Source organism: Rosistilla ulvae (assembly GCF_007741475.1).
Lineage (GTDB): Bacteria > Planctomycetota > Planctomycetia > Pirellulales > Pirellulaceae > Rosistilla > Rosistilla ulvae.
On sequence record NZ_CP036261.1, the window covers coordinates 1,147,978 to 1,166,198 of the forward strand.

Annotated in this window: 15 protein-coding genes; 11 read left to right on the forward strand and 4 right to left on the reverse strand. The window is 57.8% G+C overall.

All coding sequences use genetic code 11. The features are described from left to right. Nucleotides 1-193: 193 nt before the first annotated feature. The 8 genes from ffh (at nt 194) to EC9_RS04230 (ending at nt 8,655) form a co-directional block, all read left to right on the forward strand. The gene (gene ffh / locus EC9_RS04195) at nt 194-1,666 is read left to right on the forward strand and encodes a signal recognition particle protein (protein WP_145342632.1); all 1,473 of its coding nucleotides are present in this window, start codon (nt 194-196) and stop codon (nt 1,664-1,666) included. A gap of 134 nt (nt 1,667-1,800) precedes the next feature. Next, complete coding sequence (rpsP, locus tag EC9_RS04200) at nt 1,801-2,190, forward strand: 30S ribosomal protein S16 (protein ID WP_232529999.1); 390 nt, start codon at nt 1,801-1,803, stop codon at nt 2,188-2,190. A gap of 4 nt (nt 2,191-2,194) precedes the next feature. Further along, entirely contained in the window at nt 2,195-2,878 is a 684-nt protein-coding gene (gene trmD / locus EC9_RS04205; protein ID WP_145118110.1) for a tRNA (guanosine(37)-N1)-methyltransferase TrmD, read from the forward strand. A 71-nt stretch (nt 2,879-2,949) separates the two neighbouring features. Continuing rightward, nucleotides 2,950-3,303: a 50S ribosomal protein L19 gene (rplS, locus tag EC9_RS04210; RefSeq protein ID WP_145342634.1), complete on the forward strand. Its 354-nt coding sequence runs from the start codon at nt 2,950-2,952 to the stop codon at nt 3,301-3,303. Between the two features lie 218 nt (nt 3,304-3,521). Continuing rightward, nucleotides 3,522-4,334: a 4-hydroxy-tetrahydrodipicolinate reductase gene (gene dapB / locus EC9_RS04215; RefSeq protein WP_145342636.1), complete on the forward strand. Its 813-nt coding sequence runs from the start codon at nt 3,522-3,524 to the stop codon at nt 4,332-4,334. 900 nt (nt 4,335-5,234) lie between these two features. Beyond that, nucleotides 5,235-5,924: a dioxygenase family protein gene (locus EC9_RS04220; protein ID WP_145348998.1), complete on the forward strand. Its 690-nt coding sequence runs from the start codon at nt 5,235-5,237 to the stop codon at nt 5,922-5,924. Nucleotides 5,925-6,029: 105 nt separating this feature from the next. Then, complete coding sequence (locus EC9_RS04225; protein WP_145342638.1) at nt 6,030-6,395, forward strand: hypothetical protein; 366 nt, start codon at nt 6,030-6,032, stop codon at nt 6,393-6,395. 664 nt (nt 6,396-7,059) lie between these two features. After that, entirely contained in the window at nt 7,060-8,655 is a 1,596-nt protein-coding gene (locus tag EC9_RS04230) for a hypothetical protein (RefSeq protein WP_145342640.1), read from the forward strand. A 91-nt stretch (nt 8,656-8,746) separates the two neighbouring features. Here EC9_RS04230 and EC9_RS04235 read toward each other — a convergent pair whose 3' ends face one another. Continuing rightward, nucleotides 8,747-9,001, reverse strand: coding sequence for a hypothetical protein (locus EC9_RS04235; RefSeq protein WP_145118120.1), 255 nt, complete (start codon nt 8,999-9,001; stop codon nt 8,747-8,749). A 318-nt stretch (nt 9,002-9,319) separates the two neighbouring features. Here EC9_RS04235 and EC9_RS04240 point away from each other — a divergent pair, with 318 nt between their 5' ends. From EC9_RS04240 to EC9_RS04250, 3 genes are all read left to right on the forward strand, one after another. Next, the gene (locus EC9_RS04240) at nt 9,320-10,657 is read left to right on the forward strand and encodes a Gfo/Idh/MocA family protein (RefSeq protein WP_145342642.1); all 1,338 of its coding nucleotides are present in this window, start codon (nt 9,320-9,322) and stop codon (nt 10,655-10,657) included. Nucleotides 10,658-10,734: 77 nt separating this feature from the next. After that, the gene (locus EC9_RS04245) at nt 10,735-12,312 is read left to right on the forward strand and encodes an ABC transporter permease (protein ID WP_145342644.1); all 1,578 of its coding nucleotides are present in this window, start codon (nt 10,735-10,737) and stop codon (nt 12,310-12,312) included. A gap of 52 nt (nt 12,313-12,364) precedes the next feature. Further along, nucleotides 12,365-13,498, forward strand: coding sequence for a DUF1570 domain-containing protein (locus EC9_RS04250; protein WP_145342646.1), 1,134 nt, complete (start codon nt 12,365-12,367; stop codon nt 13,496-13,498). A 159-nt stretch (nt 13,499-13,657) separates the two neighbouring features. Here EC9_RS04250 and EC9_RS04255 read toward each other — a convergent pair whose 3' ends face one another. The 3 genes from EC9_RS04255 to thiC all read right to left on the reverse strand — a co-directional run bounded on the left by EC9_RS04255 (nt 13,658) and on the right by thiC (nt 17,760). Further along, nucleotides 13,658-14,617 carry an acyl-CoA desaturase gene (locus tag EC9_RS04255; protein WP_145342648.1) on the reverse strand — a complete coding sequence of 320 codons (960 nt, stop codon included), beginning with the start codon at nt 14,615-14,617 and terminating at the stop codon, nt 13,658-13,660. Nucleotides 14,618-14,893: 276 nt separating this feature from the next. Then, complete coding sequence (locus EC9_RS04260) at nt 14,894-16,246, reverse strand: MFS transporter (protein ID WP_145342650.1); 1,353 nt, start codon at nt 16,244-16,246, stop codon at nt 14,894-14,896. Nucleotides 16,247-16,428: 182 nt separating this feature from the next. Next, the gene (gene thiC, locus EC9_RS04265) at nt 16,429-17,760 is read right to left on the reverse strand and encodes a phosphomethylpyrimidine synthase ThiC (RefSeq protein WP_145342652.1); all 1,332 of its coding nucleotides are present in this window, start codon (nt 17,758-17,760) and stop codon (nt 16,429-16,431) included. Nucleotides 17,761-18,221: the final 461 nt, after the last annotated feature.

An 18,221-nucleotide genomic window follows, 5' to 3' on the forward strand; every position in this document is an offset into this window, starting at 1 on the left:
TTTTGGGCTGGATGTGTTTCGCTTGGCTAGCAATTCTTTTCCCTCGGCGATCGCCTCGTCGGCTCATTTGGGGCGATTCTGCGCGAAATAGCGTGCGAATGTCGTCGTATTGACAACACGTCGAGCCTTTACGATCCTAAAGCGGTTCTTATAGAATACGTGGCTTCGTACACCTGACTGGGGATCGTTCTGCATGTTTGAATCGCTGTCCGACGGACTGCAATCCGCCTTCAAGAGCTTGCGTGGTAAAGGCAAGCTCACCGAGGCGAACATGCGCGATGGGCTGAAGCTGGTCGAGCAGTCGATGCTCGAAGCGGATGTCAGCTATTCGGTTGTCCAGTCGTTCATGCAGCATGTGACCGAAAAGGCAACCGGTCGTCGCGTGCTGATGAGCCTGCGGCCGGGCGAAGAACTGGTCAAGATCGTCTATGACGAGCTGGTCGAGATTCTGGGGCCTGTCGATTCCTCGCTGCATCTCAAGAGCGACGGCATCACGGTCATCATGATGTGCGGCCTGCAGGGTAGCGGTAAAACGACGACTTGCGGAAAGTTGTCACAGCTGCTGAAAGAAGAGAACATCAAGCCGTTGTTGGTCGCGGCCGACCTGCAACGCCCCGCTGCGATCGAGCAATTGCGGGTGATCGGGCGTCAATTGGACGTGCCGGTTTATGCCGAAGATGGTGCCAGCGATCCGGTTAAGGTCTGCCAAGCGGGCGTTAAGCAAGCTCAACAGGAGGGCGCGCGAGTCGTCATCTTGGATACGGCCGGTCGGTTGGCGATCGACAAAGAGTTAATGGATCAATTGGCGCGGATCGACAAACGCGTCAAGCCGGACCAGGTTTATCTGGTCGTCGACGGCATGACCGGACAGGATGCTGTCAACAGTGCAGGTGCTTTTAATGAAGCTCTGGAGCTGGATGGCGTCGTGATGACGAAGCTCGATGGCGACGCCCGCGGCGGCGCGTTGTTGAGTGTAAAGCATGTCACGGGCGTGCCGATCAAGTTCATTGGTACGGGTGAGCATTTTGACGCGTTGGAGCCGTTTCGTCCCGAGGGGATGACCGGCCGAATCCTGCAGATGGGCGACATGGTCGCCGCGGCGCGGGAGGCTCATCGGATCGTTGACGAAAGTCAGCGCGAAGAACTTGAAGAGAAGATGAAGTCGGGCGAGATGACGCTCGATGATTTTAAAGGCTTGATGGAGAAGGTCGCCAAGCCGGGGCTGATGGGCAAGATGATGGGTTTGATGCCTGGCATGGGCCAGCTGAAAGACCTGATGAACAGCGAAGAAGCCGCTGGCGGGATCAAACAGACGATCGGTGCGATCAACAGTATGACGCTGGAAGAGCGTCGCAATCCAAAAATTATTGATATCTCGCGTCGGACCCGGATCGCCAAAGGTGCTGGGGTTCAGGCGTCTGCGATCACGCAATTGGTTAAGCAGTTCGAGCAGATGAAGCCGATCATGCAAGCAATGGCGGGTGGCGGCGTAGGGGATCGGATGCAATTGATGCGTCAGCTGCAATCAAGCGGTGCATTGGATGGGTCCAATCCAGGGGCGTTGAAGATGAAAAAGTCGACTGGGAAGCGGTTGTCGGCCGCCGAACGGGCGAAACAGAAGAAGCAGCGTGAAAAAGAGCTGCGGAAATTGAGACGATCGAAGTGATTGCAATGATTAAGCTGTCACTCGGGATCGATTACGCGTAAAAATGCGTTTGAAAATTCAGAGTGATCCTCGCTGACCAATCAGCCGTTTGATACATAGATACGATTAAAAGACCACTACCTGGAGAAAACCACGTGGCAGTTCGAATCCGAATGAAGAAGATGGGCCGTGCCCACCGACCGTTTTATCGCTTGTGCGCCGTCGACCAACGTAACCCTCGCGATGGCAAGGTTATCGAAGAATTGGGCTATTACGACACCAGCGTTCCTGAAACCGACGCCCGTGCGATCCTCAAGGGCGAACGCATCAACTATTGGTTGGGTGTTGGCGCTCAAGCTAGCGACAAGTGCCAAATCTTGATCAAGAAGTATGGCGCCGAAGGGACTCACCTGGAAAAGCAACGCGAAGCTTTGCAACGCATGCAAGCCGGTCGTCCGGTTCCAGCGCCAAAGCCAGCCAAGCCAAAGGCGGAAGCTGAAGCTCCGGCCGCTGAAGCCGCACCTGCGGAAGCAGCTAGCGAATAATAGAATGCGCTTTGATGTCGTGACCTTGTTCCCGGCGATCTTCGATGGCTATTTAACACAGAGCTTGTTAAATAAGGCGATCGAAAATCAGCTGGTCCAGATCCATTGCCACAACTTGCGCGATTGGTCGACCGACGAGAAGCACCATAAGATTGACGATCGTCCCTTTGGCGGCGGCCCTGGAATGTTGATCCAGGCACCTCCGGTGGTCGATTGTGTAGAAGAGATCGAAAGCAAAGAAGATCGCCCCGCCCGGCGAATTCTGCTTTCACCTCAAGGCCGTCGCTTTGATCAGCAGTTGGCCGAAGAGTTGGCGACCGAACCGCGGCTGATGTTGCTGTGCGGCCGCTACGAAGGGTTCGATCAACGAGTGATCGATATCCTGGAACCCGAGGAACTGAGCGTTGGTGACTTTGTGCTCAATGGTGGCGAAGTCGCTGCGATGGTTGTCATCGACGCGGTGGTCCGATTGTTGCCAGGTGTGTTAGGAGATGAGTTTAGTAGCTTTGACGATTCGTTCTCACGCGGGAATCGAATGTTGGAGTTCCCGCAGTACACTCGACCGAGAGAATTTCGGGGCCACGAAGTGCCCGAGGTTTTGTTGGGTGGAAATCATCAACAGATCGCCGCTTGGCGTGCAGATCAGATTCAAAAGAGAACAGCCGAACGTCGCAGCGACCTGCTCTGACGACAAACCAAAATTGTTGCTAGCCAGCAACCAAACAAAAATATCACCATCAGCCAAGCGGAGTCATTCCTATGAGCCAACAAGTAATGGATCTCGTCGAAAAGACGTGCCTTAAATCCGACGTTCCTCAGTTCGACATCGGCGATACCGTCGATGTGCACACCAAGATTTTGGAAGGTGCCAAAGAACGCATCCAGGTCTTCACCGGCGTTGTAATCGCTCGCAGCGGTTCGGGAACTCGCGAGATGTTCACCGTCCGTCGCATGGTCTCCGGCGAAGGTGTGGAGCGTAAGTTCCCACTGCACTCGCCACGCGTCGAAAAGGTCGAAGTCAAGCGCAGCAGCGTCGTTCGTCGTGCCAAGCTGTACTTCCTTCGCGATCGCGTCGGCAAGGCCGTTCGTCTGAAAGAACGTCGCCGCAGCTAATTCGCTTGTTGGCGATCGATGGGGCGACGCGATCGACGCGTTGCCCGCTTTCTGGATGCGGCATTGGGCTGAGGCTATCTCGGTTCGATGCCTTGTTTCTTGGGCGGATGCTTCCCTGCCCTGCACTCCCCTTGCTGGTCGCCCACGCGGCAGACAGGTCGTTGCATCGACTTGCGCTTCGACGGGTGCTCACGCTCAGCCCCGTTGATTGATGTCCTATGACCAGTTCGCAACCAATCAAGCTTGCAGTTCACGGTGCCGCCGGTCGCATGGGGCGCCGCGTTGTTGCGTTGGCGACCGCTGACGAAGCATTTCAGGTGATCGCTGCGATCGATCATCAGCAACATCCGCTGCTCGGACAGGATTCCGGCGGGCTGGCCGGTTGCGATCTGAACGAAGTTCCGCTGTCGGCCGATTGGCCAGCGGAATGCGACGCGGCGATCGATTTCTCGTTGCCCGATGCGGTGGCCAGCGCTGTTGCGAACTGTCTGGAATCGAAGACGCCGCTGGTGATCGCGACGACCGGGTTGTCCGACGAAACGCAAGCGGCGATCGCCGAAGCGGTCAAGCAGATCCCGATCGTCTGGGCACCCAGCATGAGCCTGGCGGTGAATCTGACGATGAAGCTGGCCGAACAAGCCGCGGCGGCTTTGAAGAACGTTCCCGGCGGCGTCGATATCGAGATCATCGAGCGACACCATCGCTACAAGGTCGACGCTCCCAGCGGCACGGCGCTGAAGTTTGGTGAACTGATCGCTGACCAGTTGGATGGCGAGACCAAGCACGTCCACGGCCGCGAGGGCGAGACGGGGCAGCGTTCCCTCAATGAGATCGGTTACCACGCGGTCCGCGTCGGCGACAACACCGGCGAACACACGATCGTCTACGGCATGTTAGGCGAGACGATGGAGCTGCGCGTCGCATCGAGCAACCGCGACTGCTACGCATCGGGCGCCCTAGCCGCAGCCCGCTGGATCCAAGGCCGTCCCCCAGCCCTCTACTCGATGTTCGACGTCCTCGGCCTCTCGTAGCGAAACGCGGCAAGAGTTTCGTAGGCGGTACTTGCCGCAGATCGAAAGTCTTCACGACTTCCGCGACGCCAAGATACGAGCACGACGCGCAAGCGAGTGTTTTGCGAGCCGGTTGTTCCGGGCCTGCACCGTTTTGTCACGACCGATAGGGCCATTGCCTTGTGACAATGGCTTGCGCTCTAACGTGTTGGTTTACTGTGGCCGGTTTCGTGATTCAACACGACGGTTGTGTAACAATGAGCGATTGAGACGCGTTGATGCATAACGCCCGGCGCGAGGTTGGTGGTTCCGGCTTATGCTAGGTCGCGGAGGAAGTCGGGGGGGCTCGCTAGGTAGGTTTGGCAGTGGGCGCATGCGGCGGACGCCTCGGAGACTGGAGTCCGGCAGATTGGGCAGGGACGCGACGCGGTGGCTGATTTTGGGGCCGGAGGTGCTAGTTCGCTCGCTTCCAAAATCCGCATCGCTCCGGTATCGGACAAACTTGTCCGCGGCATTCCTGATTCGAGCATTCCGTCGCACTGAGGACATTGGAGCGGTGCGTCGGAGTGGTTGATAGAGACCGGAACCTGGTGGCCGGAAGGGCAGGCAACGAAAAAAGTTTCCATCGTAAATGACCTTCTTGTTAGGGTGGGCTTAGGGCTTGCAGACGGCTTTGAACCCCGGGCTCGAGAGCATGTTTCGGTCGGTTTTGCCAACGCTTACAAAACGGGGAGGCAACGATTGCCAGCATTGCCACCGAATTGAATGGTCGGCCGTGCCCCGATCGACTGGTAAGACATTCGTCGAACCACTGCAGTTATTGCCTGAAAACTGTTGATTTATCGATCGAGCCGATCTGGTATGCTGCATGCGGTGTTGAACCTTAATATGACGTCAGCTTCCGCCAAACTGGGCCCGACTATGCACAATCCATCGACGCGTTTTCCGTTATCCCGTCGCTCGCTGCTCGCCGTCGGCGGGGCGGCCTTTTTTGCAACGCCCGGTTTGTTTGCTGAGCAATTGCAGTCGACGCCGCCGCTGACCGAAGGGCCTTTCTATCCCGATAAACTGCCGCTGGATCAAGACAATGATCTGATCTTGATGAACGACAGCACGACGCCGGCGGTGGGACAGATCACTCATCTAACAGGACGCGTTTTGACGCCGGCGGGTTCGCCCGTCCGCGATGCGACGATCGAAATTTGGCAATGCGATGCCAACGCCGTCTACCTGCACTCGCGCGACAGCAACGGCAAGAAGAAACAGCAGGATCCAAACTTCCAAGGCTTTGGTCGGTTTGAAACCGGAGCGATGGGCGAGTACCGTTTTCGCACGATCAAGCCGGTCGAGTATCCCGGTCGCCCTGCCCCGCACATTCACATTATCGTCAAACAGAACGACCGCAAAGTGCTGACGACTCAGTTGATGATCCGTGGCTACGCCGGGAATGCTCGCGATGGCGTCTTCCGGCGGATCACCGATCCTGCGCAACGCGAATTGTTAGTCGCCGATTTTAATCCGGTGCCCGAATCGAAGACCGGCGAATTTGCTTGTCACTTCGACGTCGTGCTCGGTCGGACGCCCGACGACGCGGAAAATCAACGCGGTTAACCGACACGGTCTCGGCTCATTTCGACGTTTATCTGTTGCATCGCCAGTTCATGTTGGCGATGCTCGTTTTCTAGTTCCTCCATCTCAATCGGTTTTGTTTTTCGAATGGCTCGCTGCGACGAAGGGTATTTGTGTGAAGTTTGCGGCGAAGATGTGGGGAACATCAGCGACAGCGATCTCTATCTGCGGTTTGTGATCGGCGAACTGGATCCCGAGCGTTTGCACACGACGCCCGAACGCCACATCCGCTGCAACCCAGCGGTTGGCCAATTCATCGTGCATCCCGATTTCGAGCCGCTGATTTGCGAAGGGGCTTTCAGCAAACAAGAGCTCGATCCGGAGTACGTTCAGCAGCGCGAGACCTTGGTCAGTCGCGGGTTCGAGCGACTGCGTGAGATCGAAGCTCAAGGACCCGAGGGAGACATCACTTCCTATCCGCTGCCCGAGGCGATTGCGAAGTATCGGCGCTGAGCGAGCCGGATGTTAAAGGCTGTCACTTATGCGCAAGTCGCAGACAACGGCGAAAGGGACAGGAACATTCCTCACAGGCCTGGCGCGGGCCGAAGGTCCAGCAATTTGCATAGCCCAGCCTGCAGGGCTGGGTATCAGCCGACGTCGCCCGGTTTCATTTCACAATGGGCGAAGGGGCAACGCCCCGGGGTAGGTGGTGACAATCGACCGGGCCTACAGCCCAACCATGTCAATCATCGCCACTAGAACCCAGGCCGATGGCCTGGGCTATGCAAATGGCCGAGCCTGCGGCCCGGACTCGGATAAATGCGATGTGGAACGGCCTGCGACGAACGAAAGACTTCTCACTAGACTGGCAAGCGTTCGGTCGCGACAACTCACAATGACTTATCGTATAACTGCCAGTGTTAAAGGCTGCGGATTAAATCGATTCCAGCGGTTGTGCCACGCGAAGTCGTCGACGCGGTCGGCTTTAACAAATTCCGCGGCGACCGAACATCGCGAGCGATCGTCGCTGGGAGACCGATCGCTGAGCAAATTCTAGGGAAAAGCAGCGGTCTGCGATCGGCATCTCGAAGCCCCAGGCAAGCTTCGTGCTAGGGTTCATCACACCGGCGTCCATCGGGATTTCGCGGTGTGTTTTTCGCCTCGCAAGATCTCTGCTATGCAAACCGCCCAGCGCTCTCTGCCCGATCCTACCGCCAAGCGTCTCGCGTTGTTGCTGTTAGCGGCGGCGGGATGTTTGTTTGCCGCTTGGATTGCGCAGATGAACTTTGTGATGCACGATATGTATCACGAATTGGCGCTCGTTCGCGAAGCGATGTTCCGAGGCGAGTTGCCGTTGGACAATCCCTTTGCCTTCACGCCGACGGTCTACCCGTCGGTGCATCATGAATGGGCGATGGGCTTACTGTTGTATGGCTTCTGCATTTCCACAGGCTGGGGCCTGATGGGACTGACGATCCTGCGATGGATGTTGATCCTGGGGATCGTTTCAGCGACCTACATGACCGCTCGACGACGCGGCGCCAGTCCGATCGTCTTCGCGTTGGCGGCGCTCTTGATCCTGCCGATCGCTTGGGTCGGCTTCGGGACGCTGCGGGCACAATTGGTCACGCTGCTGTTCACCGCCGTGCAATTACGCTTGGTCGATGAAGACCGTCGTGGGCGCCGCGGTTGGGTTTTGATGTTGCTGCCGTTGTGGTTCGTGTGGGTCAATATTCACGCTGGCTTTTTGGTCGGCGCGGGACTGTTGGCGATCGACACGTTCGAACGCGTTGCTGCCGATCTCGTGAACCAATGGCGACAGGGACGTCTTGGAGAGCGACGCTGGCTGATGCGACGCTTGGTCCATCGCTATTGGCACCGCGTTGGGCTGTTGATCGCTGCGACGGCCACGTTGGGGCTGACGCCTTATGGCGCCCAGTACGCTCCGTACGTATTGCATGCGGTTCGCTTGCCTCGCCCCGAAATCGCCGAATGGGGACCGCTGTGGACAACGTATAACCCAGGGCTGACGCTGCTCAGCTATCTGATGACGATTGTGCTGACGACCGTTGCTGTGGTTCAACTCGGCTGGCGTCGCGCGATCGGAACACTCTCGTTGATCGTGACCGCTTATCTCGCCCTGCGTCACATTCGCCACGGTTCGATCTACGGCGTGGTTTGGATGTGTTATGCGCCGCCGTTGTTGTCGCGTTGCAAAATGGGGCCGGCGATCCAGGCTTGGATCTGCCAACGCCAGGGTGCTGTCCAGCGGGGCGCTGTCGCAGCGATAGTCGGTAGTTTGGCGTACTTCTTCTACGTCGGCGGATGGTACACCGTGTTGCCGGTCCAGTCGGCGGAGATGGGGACGGGGAATCAGCCTGTTGGAGTCGTCGAATACTTAAAAGAGAATCACTTCCGCGGGCGATTGCAGTTGCCCTTTGGGGCCGGTGCTTACGTGATGTGGCACATGTACCCCGACGTCTTGATCAGCATCGATGGACGATATGAAGTCGGTTATCCGCCCGAACTGCTCGACGAGCACCGCGCGTTCTATCGCGGTGAACCGGGGTGGGAACAGATGCTGGATCGCTATCCCAGCGACGCGGTCGTGGTCCCGGTGGGATCGCCGATCGTCGACGCGATGCAGTCGCAGTTGCATTGGCGTTTGAGCTACCAAGACGACGCGTATCTGTTGATGACACCGCCCGATAGTCCGATCGTGTGGACCGATCGCGATCGCCGTGGCGAGACGCTGCCGCAGAACTTTTTATAGCGGCGGTGCTGCGGCGGGTGAGCTTTTCCGGCTTGCAGCCCCTTTGGGGATAGCTAGCTGGGAAATTGTGGAGAAAAAAAGTCTGCTAGCTCTAACCCTCGGCTGGGGCCGACCGGCGGAGCGTGAGGGCGTAGAGGATTGTCAACGTTCCCGCACCCATCATCGACCAAGGAAACCATTCCGAGGGGGTGAAGTTGCGAGTTGAGGGGCCCGTTGGAGCAGCCGCGAGGAACGAACCGCTAGGTTTTTCGCTGGCGGCATGCAGGGCTGCACTGTCGATCACCAGGCACTCTGCACCGACGACGGTGAGCATGATGCCCAGCGCTAAAAATAGCGAACGCCACACGGTTATGGCTCCAGGGGGTGAGAGAATTGAGCGACTGCTTCTGATATCGGCTGATGGATAGGAGCCTCGTGAGTCTTGGGATGGCTGCCGGTAAGATCGCTAGCACTGATCTATTTGATGATCGCTCCAGTCCCAGCTATCCTATAGCCGGAATAATTTCCCCATTTCGCGCCGTGTGTGGTAGAGACGGCCACCGTAGAATGGGGAACGCCAAAATATGGGCAATTCCACGACGGCGCAAAGATTAGACCGATAACGTGTCAATTCCGTTTTGACCGGCCATCCTGTGCGATTCCCACCTTGAACTGGAGACTGTATATGAAAAAAAACAATTCACGTCGAACCTTCTTGAAAGCCACCACCGTCGCCAGTGCTGGTTATTGGGTTGCTGGTGGTATCGCACCCAAGGAGAGCTTGGCCGCAAACGAAGAGATCCGGTTTGCTTGTATCGGTGTCGGCGGCAAGGGCTCGAGCGATTCGGCTGACGCGGGCAAAGCGGGCAAAGTCGTTGCGATCTGCGATATCGACGACGAGCGATTGAACAAGGCGGGCGAACGTTTCACCGACGCATCGAAGTATTATGACTTCCGCAAGATGCTCGAAGAAAAGGACAAGAACATCGACGCGGTGACCGTCAGCACACCCGACCACTGCCACGGTGTGGCAACTGCCGCGGCGCTTGCGCTAGGCAAGCACTGCTACACGCAAAAGCCACTGACTCGCACGATCTGGGAATCGCGTCGTCTGGGCGAACTGGCTGCGGAGAACAAGTGCCAGACTCAGATGGGCAACCAGGGAACCGCCAACAGCGGCGTTCGCGAAGCTGCGGCGATGATCAAAGCGGGGGCCGTCGGCGATGTGAAAGAGGTGCATGTTTGGACCAACCGTCCGGTATGGCCACAAGGCATCGGCCAACCCGCGGCCGAAGAAGTGCCAAGCTACATCCACTGGGATGAATGGATTGGCCCAGCTGAAAAGCGTCCTTACAGCAGCGCTTATCATCCGTTTAAGTGGCGTGGTTTCTGGGACTTTGGTACCGGTGCGTTGGGCGACATGGCTTGCCACACGTTAAACATGCCATACATGGGTTGCGATTTGCAAAACCCAACCAGCGTGCAAGCGACGACCAGTGGTCACAACAAGATCACTTACCCGTCCTGGTCGCAGATCGTATTTGAGTTCCCTGCCAACGATTGGCGTGGCGCGACTCAGCTGTACTGGTACGACGGTGGCAAGTTGCCAGCTCAGTCGCTGTTCGCGGGATCGGAATCGTTCGCCAAGAAGGGCTTGTCCAGCAGCGGCTGCTTGGTCGTTGGATCCAAGGGCAGCCTGTATTCGCCAAACGATTACGGTGCCACCTTCGAAATGCTCGGCGGAGCAGAGAAGAAGGAGGTCGATTACGACCGTTCGCCAGGTCACTTCCGCGAATTGGCGATGGCGATCAAGACGGGCAAAGAAGCGAAGAGCAACTTCCCAAACTATGCCGGTCCTTTGACCGAAACCATCCTGCTTGGAAACCTGGCTGTCTTCGCGGCTGACGAAAACGAGAAGCAAGGCGAAAAGATCAGCTGGAACGCTAAAGAGATGAAGGTTCTGGGGACCGACAAGTACGATTGGATGGTCAAGCCCGACTTGAAGAACGGCTACACCATGTAGTTTCTTTGGGGACCGCTGAGCGGTTCTCGAGGCAACGCGATACGATATGGCACGCTGCGTCCTAGCGGGACGCAGGCGTGCCATTTTTTTGTATCGAAGCGTCTGTTTGCACCCTGATCCGCGGTGCCGACGCGGAACTCAATCGACACGTCGTTCGAACGGACACCCGCGCTGTGCAGGCTACTCTCCGCACCCTCTCGTTGATGGTTCTGGCAACCGCGATCGCTCTCTTGATCGGTTGGGCATACGCTTATCTATCCGAACGTTTGGTCCGCCGCGGACGTTGGCTGTGGCGTCTGATTCCGATCGCTGCGATCTCGCTGCCGTTGTTCATTCACGCAGCGGCGTGGGAAGCGACGCTGGGGAAATTCGGCTGGCTGCCATTGTCGGGCGTAACGGCGCGAGGCAGTTTCTTCGCCGGCCTGGTCGCATCGTCTTGGATCCACGGGATCGCCGGGGCCGCCTGGGTTGCGTTGATCGTCGGTGCGTTTTTACGCCGCGGACCGCTTCCTGGTGAAGAGGCGGCGCGGTTGGATGCCGGCCCGCTGCGAGCGGCACTACGAGTGACACTGCCGGGAACTTATCTGTTGACGTTGGCCAGTGGGTTGTGGGTGGCATTGATCGCGGCGACCGAAATCTCCGTTGTCGATCTGTACGGATTTCGAACGCTCGCCGACGAAGTCTACTTTCAGTATGCGCTGTCGCCACAGCCGATTCCGATCTTGCTGGCAATGCTGTTGCCGATCGTGTTGTGTATCGGGATCGTGTTGTTGTGGCTTTTGGGGCGTCGTCAGATTTTAAGGCCACTCGGCGGCGCGACTGGGCGGACGCAGCCGTCGGTCGTCGACAACGGCCTGGCGACGGAGGTCTTTGGACTGGCCGGACTGGCGTGGTTGGCGACGTTGATGATTCTATTGCCGCTAGTCAGTTTGGGGATCAAGGCCGGCTGGACTGTGCAGGCGGTCGATGGAGAGCTGCACTCGGGATGGTCGGCGGCCCAAGCGTCCGCCACGCTGACTCAGGCGGCGACGATGTTTCGCACCGAATATTATTGGACCGCGATGCTAGCGGCGACGGCGATCGCGATGACGCTGCCGGTATCCCTCGTGTTGTCGTGGCTTGGTCGATATCGGTTGGGTTTTGTTGCGATCGGCTGCTTGGTGTTACTGTTCATTCCCGGGCCCGTGATCAGCATGGGAATCATGCGGCTGTTTTCTCAGAGCGGCATCGCTTGGCTGGGAGAACTGTACGATCGCAGCTTGATTCCAGCAGGTCTGGCCGTAATGCATCGATCGGTTCCGTTGTGCTCGCTGATCCTGATCGGCAGCTTTTACGCTACCGATCGCCGCGTCGACGAAGCGGCTCGCATCGATGGAGCCGGCTGGTGGCAGCGGCTGCGATATATCGAAATGCCACGCATCGCGTGGCCCTTGGCGATCTGTGGTTTTGTGACAGCGGTGGTTGCATTGGGGGAGGTCTCGGCAACCGAATTGGTGATGCCGCCGGGAGTCTCCACCGTCGCTCGGCGGGTTTTTGGTTTGCTGCACAGCGGCGTTCGCTATCAAGAATCGGGGCTCTGCCTGATCGCTAGCAGCTTGGTTATCGCAGCGGTTCTATTTTTTCATGTCTGTCGTTCTACGATGGGCCGTCGTTAAGCGTATGATAGATGCGTACGTTGGCCGGTCGCAAACCCTCTGATGGAACCTCATGCTTCGCAATCGAAATTTGAATGTGTGGACGCTGCTTGGCGTGACATGGATGTTGATCTTCACGACGCTGCTCGCGGGCAAGGTTGTTGCGGCGGACCACGTGACGTTTGTGCAAGGGGGACAAACGTTTAAGGTTTGTGGCGAAGCGTTGTTGGAAGCTCAGGATGGCGGGTTGTTGTTTCAGGCCAACGATGGCCAGATTTGGACGATTCAGCCCGAGGAGATTAAAGACCGCAAGCAGGATTCGATGCCTGTCGAGATCCCCAGCCCCGAGGTGGCCGTTGCCGAATTGGTCGCGACCCTTGGCAGCGAATTTCGCGTCATGCAAACCGCTCACTACGTCGTCGTCTCCAACGCCGACGCTCCGTTTGTCGAATACTGTGCCGGGTTGTTCGAGAAGCTGTACAAAGGCTTTTATGCGTTCTGGAAGAACAACGGTTGGGATCTGCCCGAGCCGCGGTTTCCTTTGGTCGCGTTGGTCTTCGAGGACAAAGCTAGTTTTCAACGCTACGCTCGTCCCGAAGCGGGGGACGCCGCGGAATCGATCATCGGTTACTACAACTTACAAACCAACCGGATGACGACCTACGACATCGGCGAGGGAGCCGGGGTGCGAGCTGGCGGCTTCTTGGTCGACCGCAACATCGCCACATTGGTCCACGAAGCGACGCATCAGTTGGCTTACAATTGCGGCCTGCAAAAACGTTACGCCGACAATCCTTATTGGGTCAGCGAAGGGATGGCGGTCTTCTTTGAGTCGCCCGACCTGAAGCGCGGCGATGGGTGGCGCGAGATCGGCCGGATCAACGAAGTCAATCGTTTGCGGTTCGCCCAATATCTGCCTCAGCGGCCAGCCGATTCGTTGGTCACGCTGCTGCAAGATGACAGCCGGTTGACCAATTCGGCAACCGCTTCGTTTGCCTATGCCGAAGCCTGGGCGTTGACCTACTTTTTGCTGAAGACCAAACCGAAGCAGTACGTCGCCTATCTGAAGCAGCTGAGCGAAGGGGAGTACTTGGAATCGCTGGGGCCACGCGAACGGTTGCAGATGTTCCGAGATGCGTTTGGCGACCTGCAAAAGCTCGACCGCCAATTCATCGCCTACACCCGGCGGTTTGTACTGCGGCGATAGAAGGTTTTCCATCGCCCCTGCTCTGTTGCTACGCTTTGGCCAGCGGCGGTCGAGACGACGATTCGGTTGTGAAGAGCTGCAGGCAAAAAGAAAGCCACCGATAGTTCGTTGAACGAACCACCGGCGGCTAGTTGTTATCAGTGCGTTATGTCGGACCAGTTATTTGGCCGACTTCGCATTCTTTTCCGCGACGTTGCGGTAATCGACGACTTTCCAGATCAGGCCGATTTTTTGCATCGCGCGGATCGCCATGAAGGTCAGGTCGATCTCCCACCATTTGTGGCCGTGCTTCGCCATGCGTGGATAAGCGTGGTGGTTGTTGTGCCAGCCTTCGCCGTAGGTGACCAAAGCGACCCACCAGTTGTTGCGGCTCTTGTCGGTCGTTTCGTAGTTGCGATAGCCCCACATGTGACTCGCTGAATTCACGAGCCAAGTCGAATGCAGGACGAAGACGAGTCGCAGGAACATGCCCCAGACGACCATCGAGATCGCCATCTCGCTGCCGCCGTAAAGGTAGCCGCCAACAGCCAAAGCGACGCCCAAGGCGAAGTTCAGTGGCAGGAACATCTTTTCGATAAATCGCATCCCGCGATCGGCCGCCAAATCGGGAATCCAACGCTTGAAGTAGGCTTCGCGGTCGCCGTCGTGAGTGCTGTAGGCCAGCCAGAACATGTGACTCCACCACGCCCCGTCGTTGGGCGAGTGGGGATCGCCCGGCTGATCGCTCTCGGCGTGATGCTTGCGATGGTCGGCGACCCAGTCCAGGGGCGAGCCTTCGCCAGCCAAGCTGCCAATCACGGCAAACATATATTTGACCCAGCGGTGCGATTGGAAACCTGTATGGGTCAGGTAGCGATGGTAGCCGAGGCAGATTCCCAGGCCGCCGGTGATCCAGTGGAGGGTAACCATGGCGATCAACGCAGGCCAGGTGAAGGTCCAGATCGCGAAGATCGCACCGACGTGGGCCGCAACAAGCCAGATAATCGAATACGTATTGACGATCGTTCGCTCTTCTCGCGAAAGGTTCGCTGCCTTTTGCTTTTTGCTTTTTGCGACTTCACCAGCATCGATGCCGGTCTGTTCTGCTAGGTCAAAGGCGTCGTCGACTACGGTTGCCATGGGATTTGCTTCCTAAATGAAATTGAACTCGTTTCCGATGCCCAAATCTTAAAGATCTGTCGAGAAGCGACTGTTTTCGCAAAGAGACATCGCTGTAACGGTTCTGTAACATCTCTCAAGGAAATTTGCCGCCAGGGGCCACCGAGCGAGCTGCATCGCCCAGGCAGCCCCCACTGGTAACTGAATTGGGGACTGCGCCGGAGGTTGACTGCACATCGGGATCACGGGCCGCGAAGAGGCTTCGCCCAGCGTTTTGCCGATCCAGAGAGGCCCGGATTATTCAGCAGCTTCCGCTGCGGTGGGCGATTCTGCAGTTGTCGGCCGGTTGCCGATCAGGATTCCGGTGCCGCGCAGTCGCCATAAAAAGAAGCCGGCGCCGGCAGCCATCATCGCGGCGCAGAGGGCAAAGATCCGCTGCGGTTGGTCGTCGAACATCGGCCGGATCGCCCAATACATCAACGACGCGATCGTCAGGAAAGTGAACGACAGCGCGTTGGCGGTTCCCAGGAATCGGCCGCGCTCATTGTCGGGGGAGAGCTTCTGCAACAGGGACTGCAGCGGGATGATGTAGAAACCGGCGAAGAAGCCGGCACCAAAGACAAAGCCCGCGGTGTTGCTGAGCGCAACGCGGACCATCGGTCCCTGGTCGGGAAGCGTTGGCGGAACGAAGGCCAGCAGGAGGAAGAAGAAGACAAGACCGGCGGCGCCGATCGGGACGAGTTTCGGATTGATCTGGTGTCCGGAGATCAATCCGGCAACCGCGCATCCGACGCCGATCGCAACTCCCATCACGCCCAGCAGGACGCTCGCTTCAGTCCGATCGATCCCCAGCACAACCGTATATTCGGGCAGGATCAAAAGCGCCAGCCCGGCCAGCAGATAGAAGTAGCCCCAGGCCATCATCACCATCAGAAAGCGAGACTGAGCCATCTCTTGGATCGAACCTAGGTAGGTCGCGAAGGGGTTCCAGTCGAACTTCATCGATCGGTCCCCCGGTTCCAACCGCGGCATGAAGACCGCAGAGATCAGTCCCAAGATCGCGATCACCAGCAGCGCAGCACCGGGCAGCCACTGGATCGGCGTCAGTGATGCATCTTGTGGGCTGTAGCGATCGGCCACAACGCCGCCTAGCAGCGTGCCGACGATCACGGCGACGTTGGTCATCATGTTGATCGTGCCGTTGGCGCGGCTGAGGTCGGTATCGTCGACAAGTTCGGGGATCATGCCATATTTGGCTGGCCCAAAAAAGGAACTCTGGCAGGTCAGCGCGACCAACGCCAGCAGCGTGATCCAAAGGTTGCCCAGATAGAAGCCGACCATCGCGATCAGCGCGATCGGGACCTCGGCGATCTTGACCCACAGCGTGACTTCACGCTTCGAATAGCGATCGGCGATTTGGCCGCCGTATCCCGACAGAAGAATGAAGGGAATCGTGAAGCAGATGCCGACGATTCCTTGGCCGCCGTCGCCAAGCATCCCCGCCCAGGCACCGTCGATGACCATAAACGTCAACAACATCTTCAAGACGTTGTCGTTCATGGCCCCCAGGAACTGGGCAGCCAGCAGGCTCAAGAAGCCGCGTTTTATTAGGTTGCTCTTCAACGGATCGCCTTGCGATTGGGGAGGCAAAGGGAGTGCTGGGATATGTTCGCCATATCCCACGGCTACTCAATGGAACCTCTTTACCCCAAAGCGCTGCGCGAAATCAACGCCTCGCCTCGATTAAATTAATGTTAACGGCAAGGTTTCCACGGTTGGCAGGGGATCCGTTGCTCTCCCCTGCTCTCGCCGTGGTGTTCCAGTAGCGGCGGTTACTTGGTTGGCAGTTCGACCAACTGCTTCTCCTTGGCCATCTCGCGGATCTCTTCGGTGATCTTCATCGAGCAGTACTTCGGTCCGCACATGCTGCAGAAGTGAGCGCTCTTGAAGGTCTCTTGCGGAAGCGTTTCGTCGTGGTAACGCTGCGCGGTTTCGGGATCCAGCGACAGACGGAACTGTTCCTTCCAATCGAATTCGAACCGAGCCTTGCTGAGCGCGTCGTCGCGATCTTGCACGCCCTTGCGTCCGCGAGCCAAGTCGGCGCTGTGAGCGGCGATCTTGTACGCCACGCAACCTTGCTTGACGTCCTCTTTGTTCGGCAGACCCAGGTGCTCTTTGGGAGTCACGTAGCACAACATGGCAGCGCCGTGCCAGCCAGCCAAAGCCGCGCCGATCGCACTGGTGATGTGGTCGTATCCGGGCGCGATGTCGGTGACCAACGGGCCAAGCACGTAGAACGGAGCGCCGTTGCACAGTTCAGCTTGCTTTTTCATGTTCATCTCGATCTCGTGCATCGGGATGTGGCCTGGGCCTTCGACCATCACTTGAGTGCCGCGATCTTGGCCTCGCTTGGTCAATTCGCCGAGGACTTCCAGTTCGGCGAACTGAGCCGCGTCCGACGCGTCGGCGATCGAACCGGGACGAAGACCGTCGCCCAACGACCACGTCACATCGTATTGACGCATGATGTCGCACAGATCGTCGAACGCGTCATACAAAGGATTTTGCTTGTTGTGAACCATCATCCACTTGGCGATCAGCGAACCGCCGCGGCTGACGATGCCGGTCACGCGGTTGACTGTCAGGTGCAGATGCTCCAACAACACGCCACAGTGGATCGTCATGTAATCGACGCCCTGCTTGGCTTGATGTTCGACCATGTCCAGAAAGTGCTGGGCACGCATGTCTTCGATGTTGCCGCCGAGTTCTTCGAGCATCTGGTAGATCGGCACGGTTCCGATTGGAACCGGCGAGGCGTCGATGATCGATTTGCGGATTTGATCGATGTTCTTGCCGGTCGACAGATCCATCACCGTGTCGGCGCCATGATGCACAGCGTAGTGCAGCTTCTCCAGCTCTTCGCCTTCGTTGCTAGTGACCGCGCTGTTGCCGATGTTGGCGTTGATCTTGCACTTCGATGCGATCCCGATCGCCATCGGTTCCAGTCGTCCGGCGACGTGCACCTTGTTGGCCGGGATCACCATCCGTCCGGCGGCCACTTCGTCGCGTACCAGATCGATCGCCAAATCTTCACGCTTCGCAACGAACTCCATCTCGGGAGTGGTCTCGCCCGCGCGCGCCGCCAAAATTTGCGTTTCTTTCATCCGTCTATATCTCCAGTACAGGACCTTGGTTCGAAGTGCGAGCAAGGGTGTCAAGGTTGGAAGTGAGCGTTTTCAGTTTTGGGGTCAACGCTATACAAGCAAGCTCAGAATGCTCGACGTTAAGTTGTATCCCAGCGGGCGATTTCCGTCGAGAGACCACCGTGGGGAGCGACGCTGCTGCGCCAGCCGCATCGGCGAACAAAGCCCGCTGTGCGGCAGCCATAAAACTCGACTGAATGGTCGCTTTGCGAACGGTCCCCGGCCGCGGAACGCAGACTCTCGCCATTGTTCGCATCCATCGCGCTCAACCTACGCCTCCAGCTGCTCGGCAAAGCTGGCGATTTGACGTTGCCGTGAACCGACATTATTTGCTGGTCCGTTTCCGTTTCCGTTTCTCTTTGACATCGGCGGAATCTGGATGATATAGTGCCTCTTGTTGGGGTGGTTGTCGCCCCGCATTA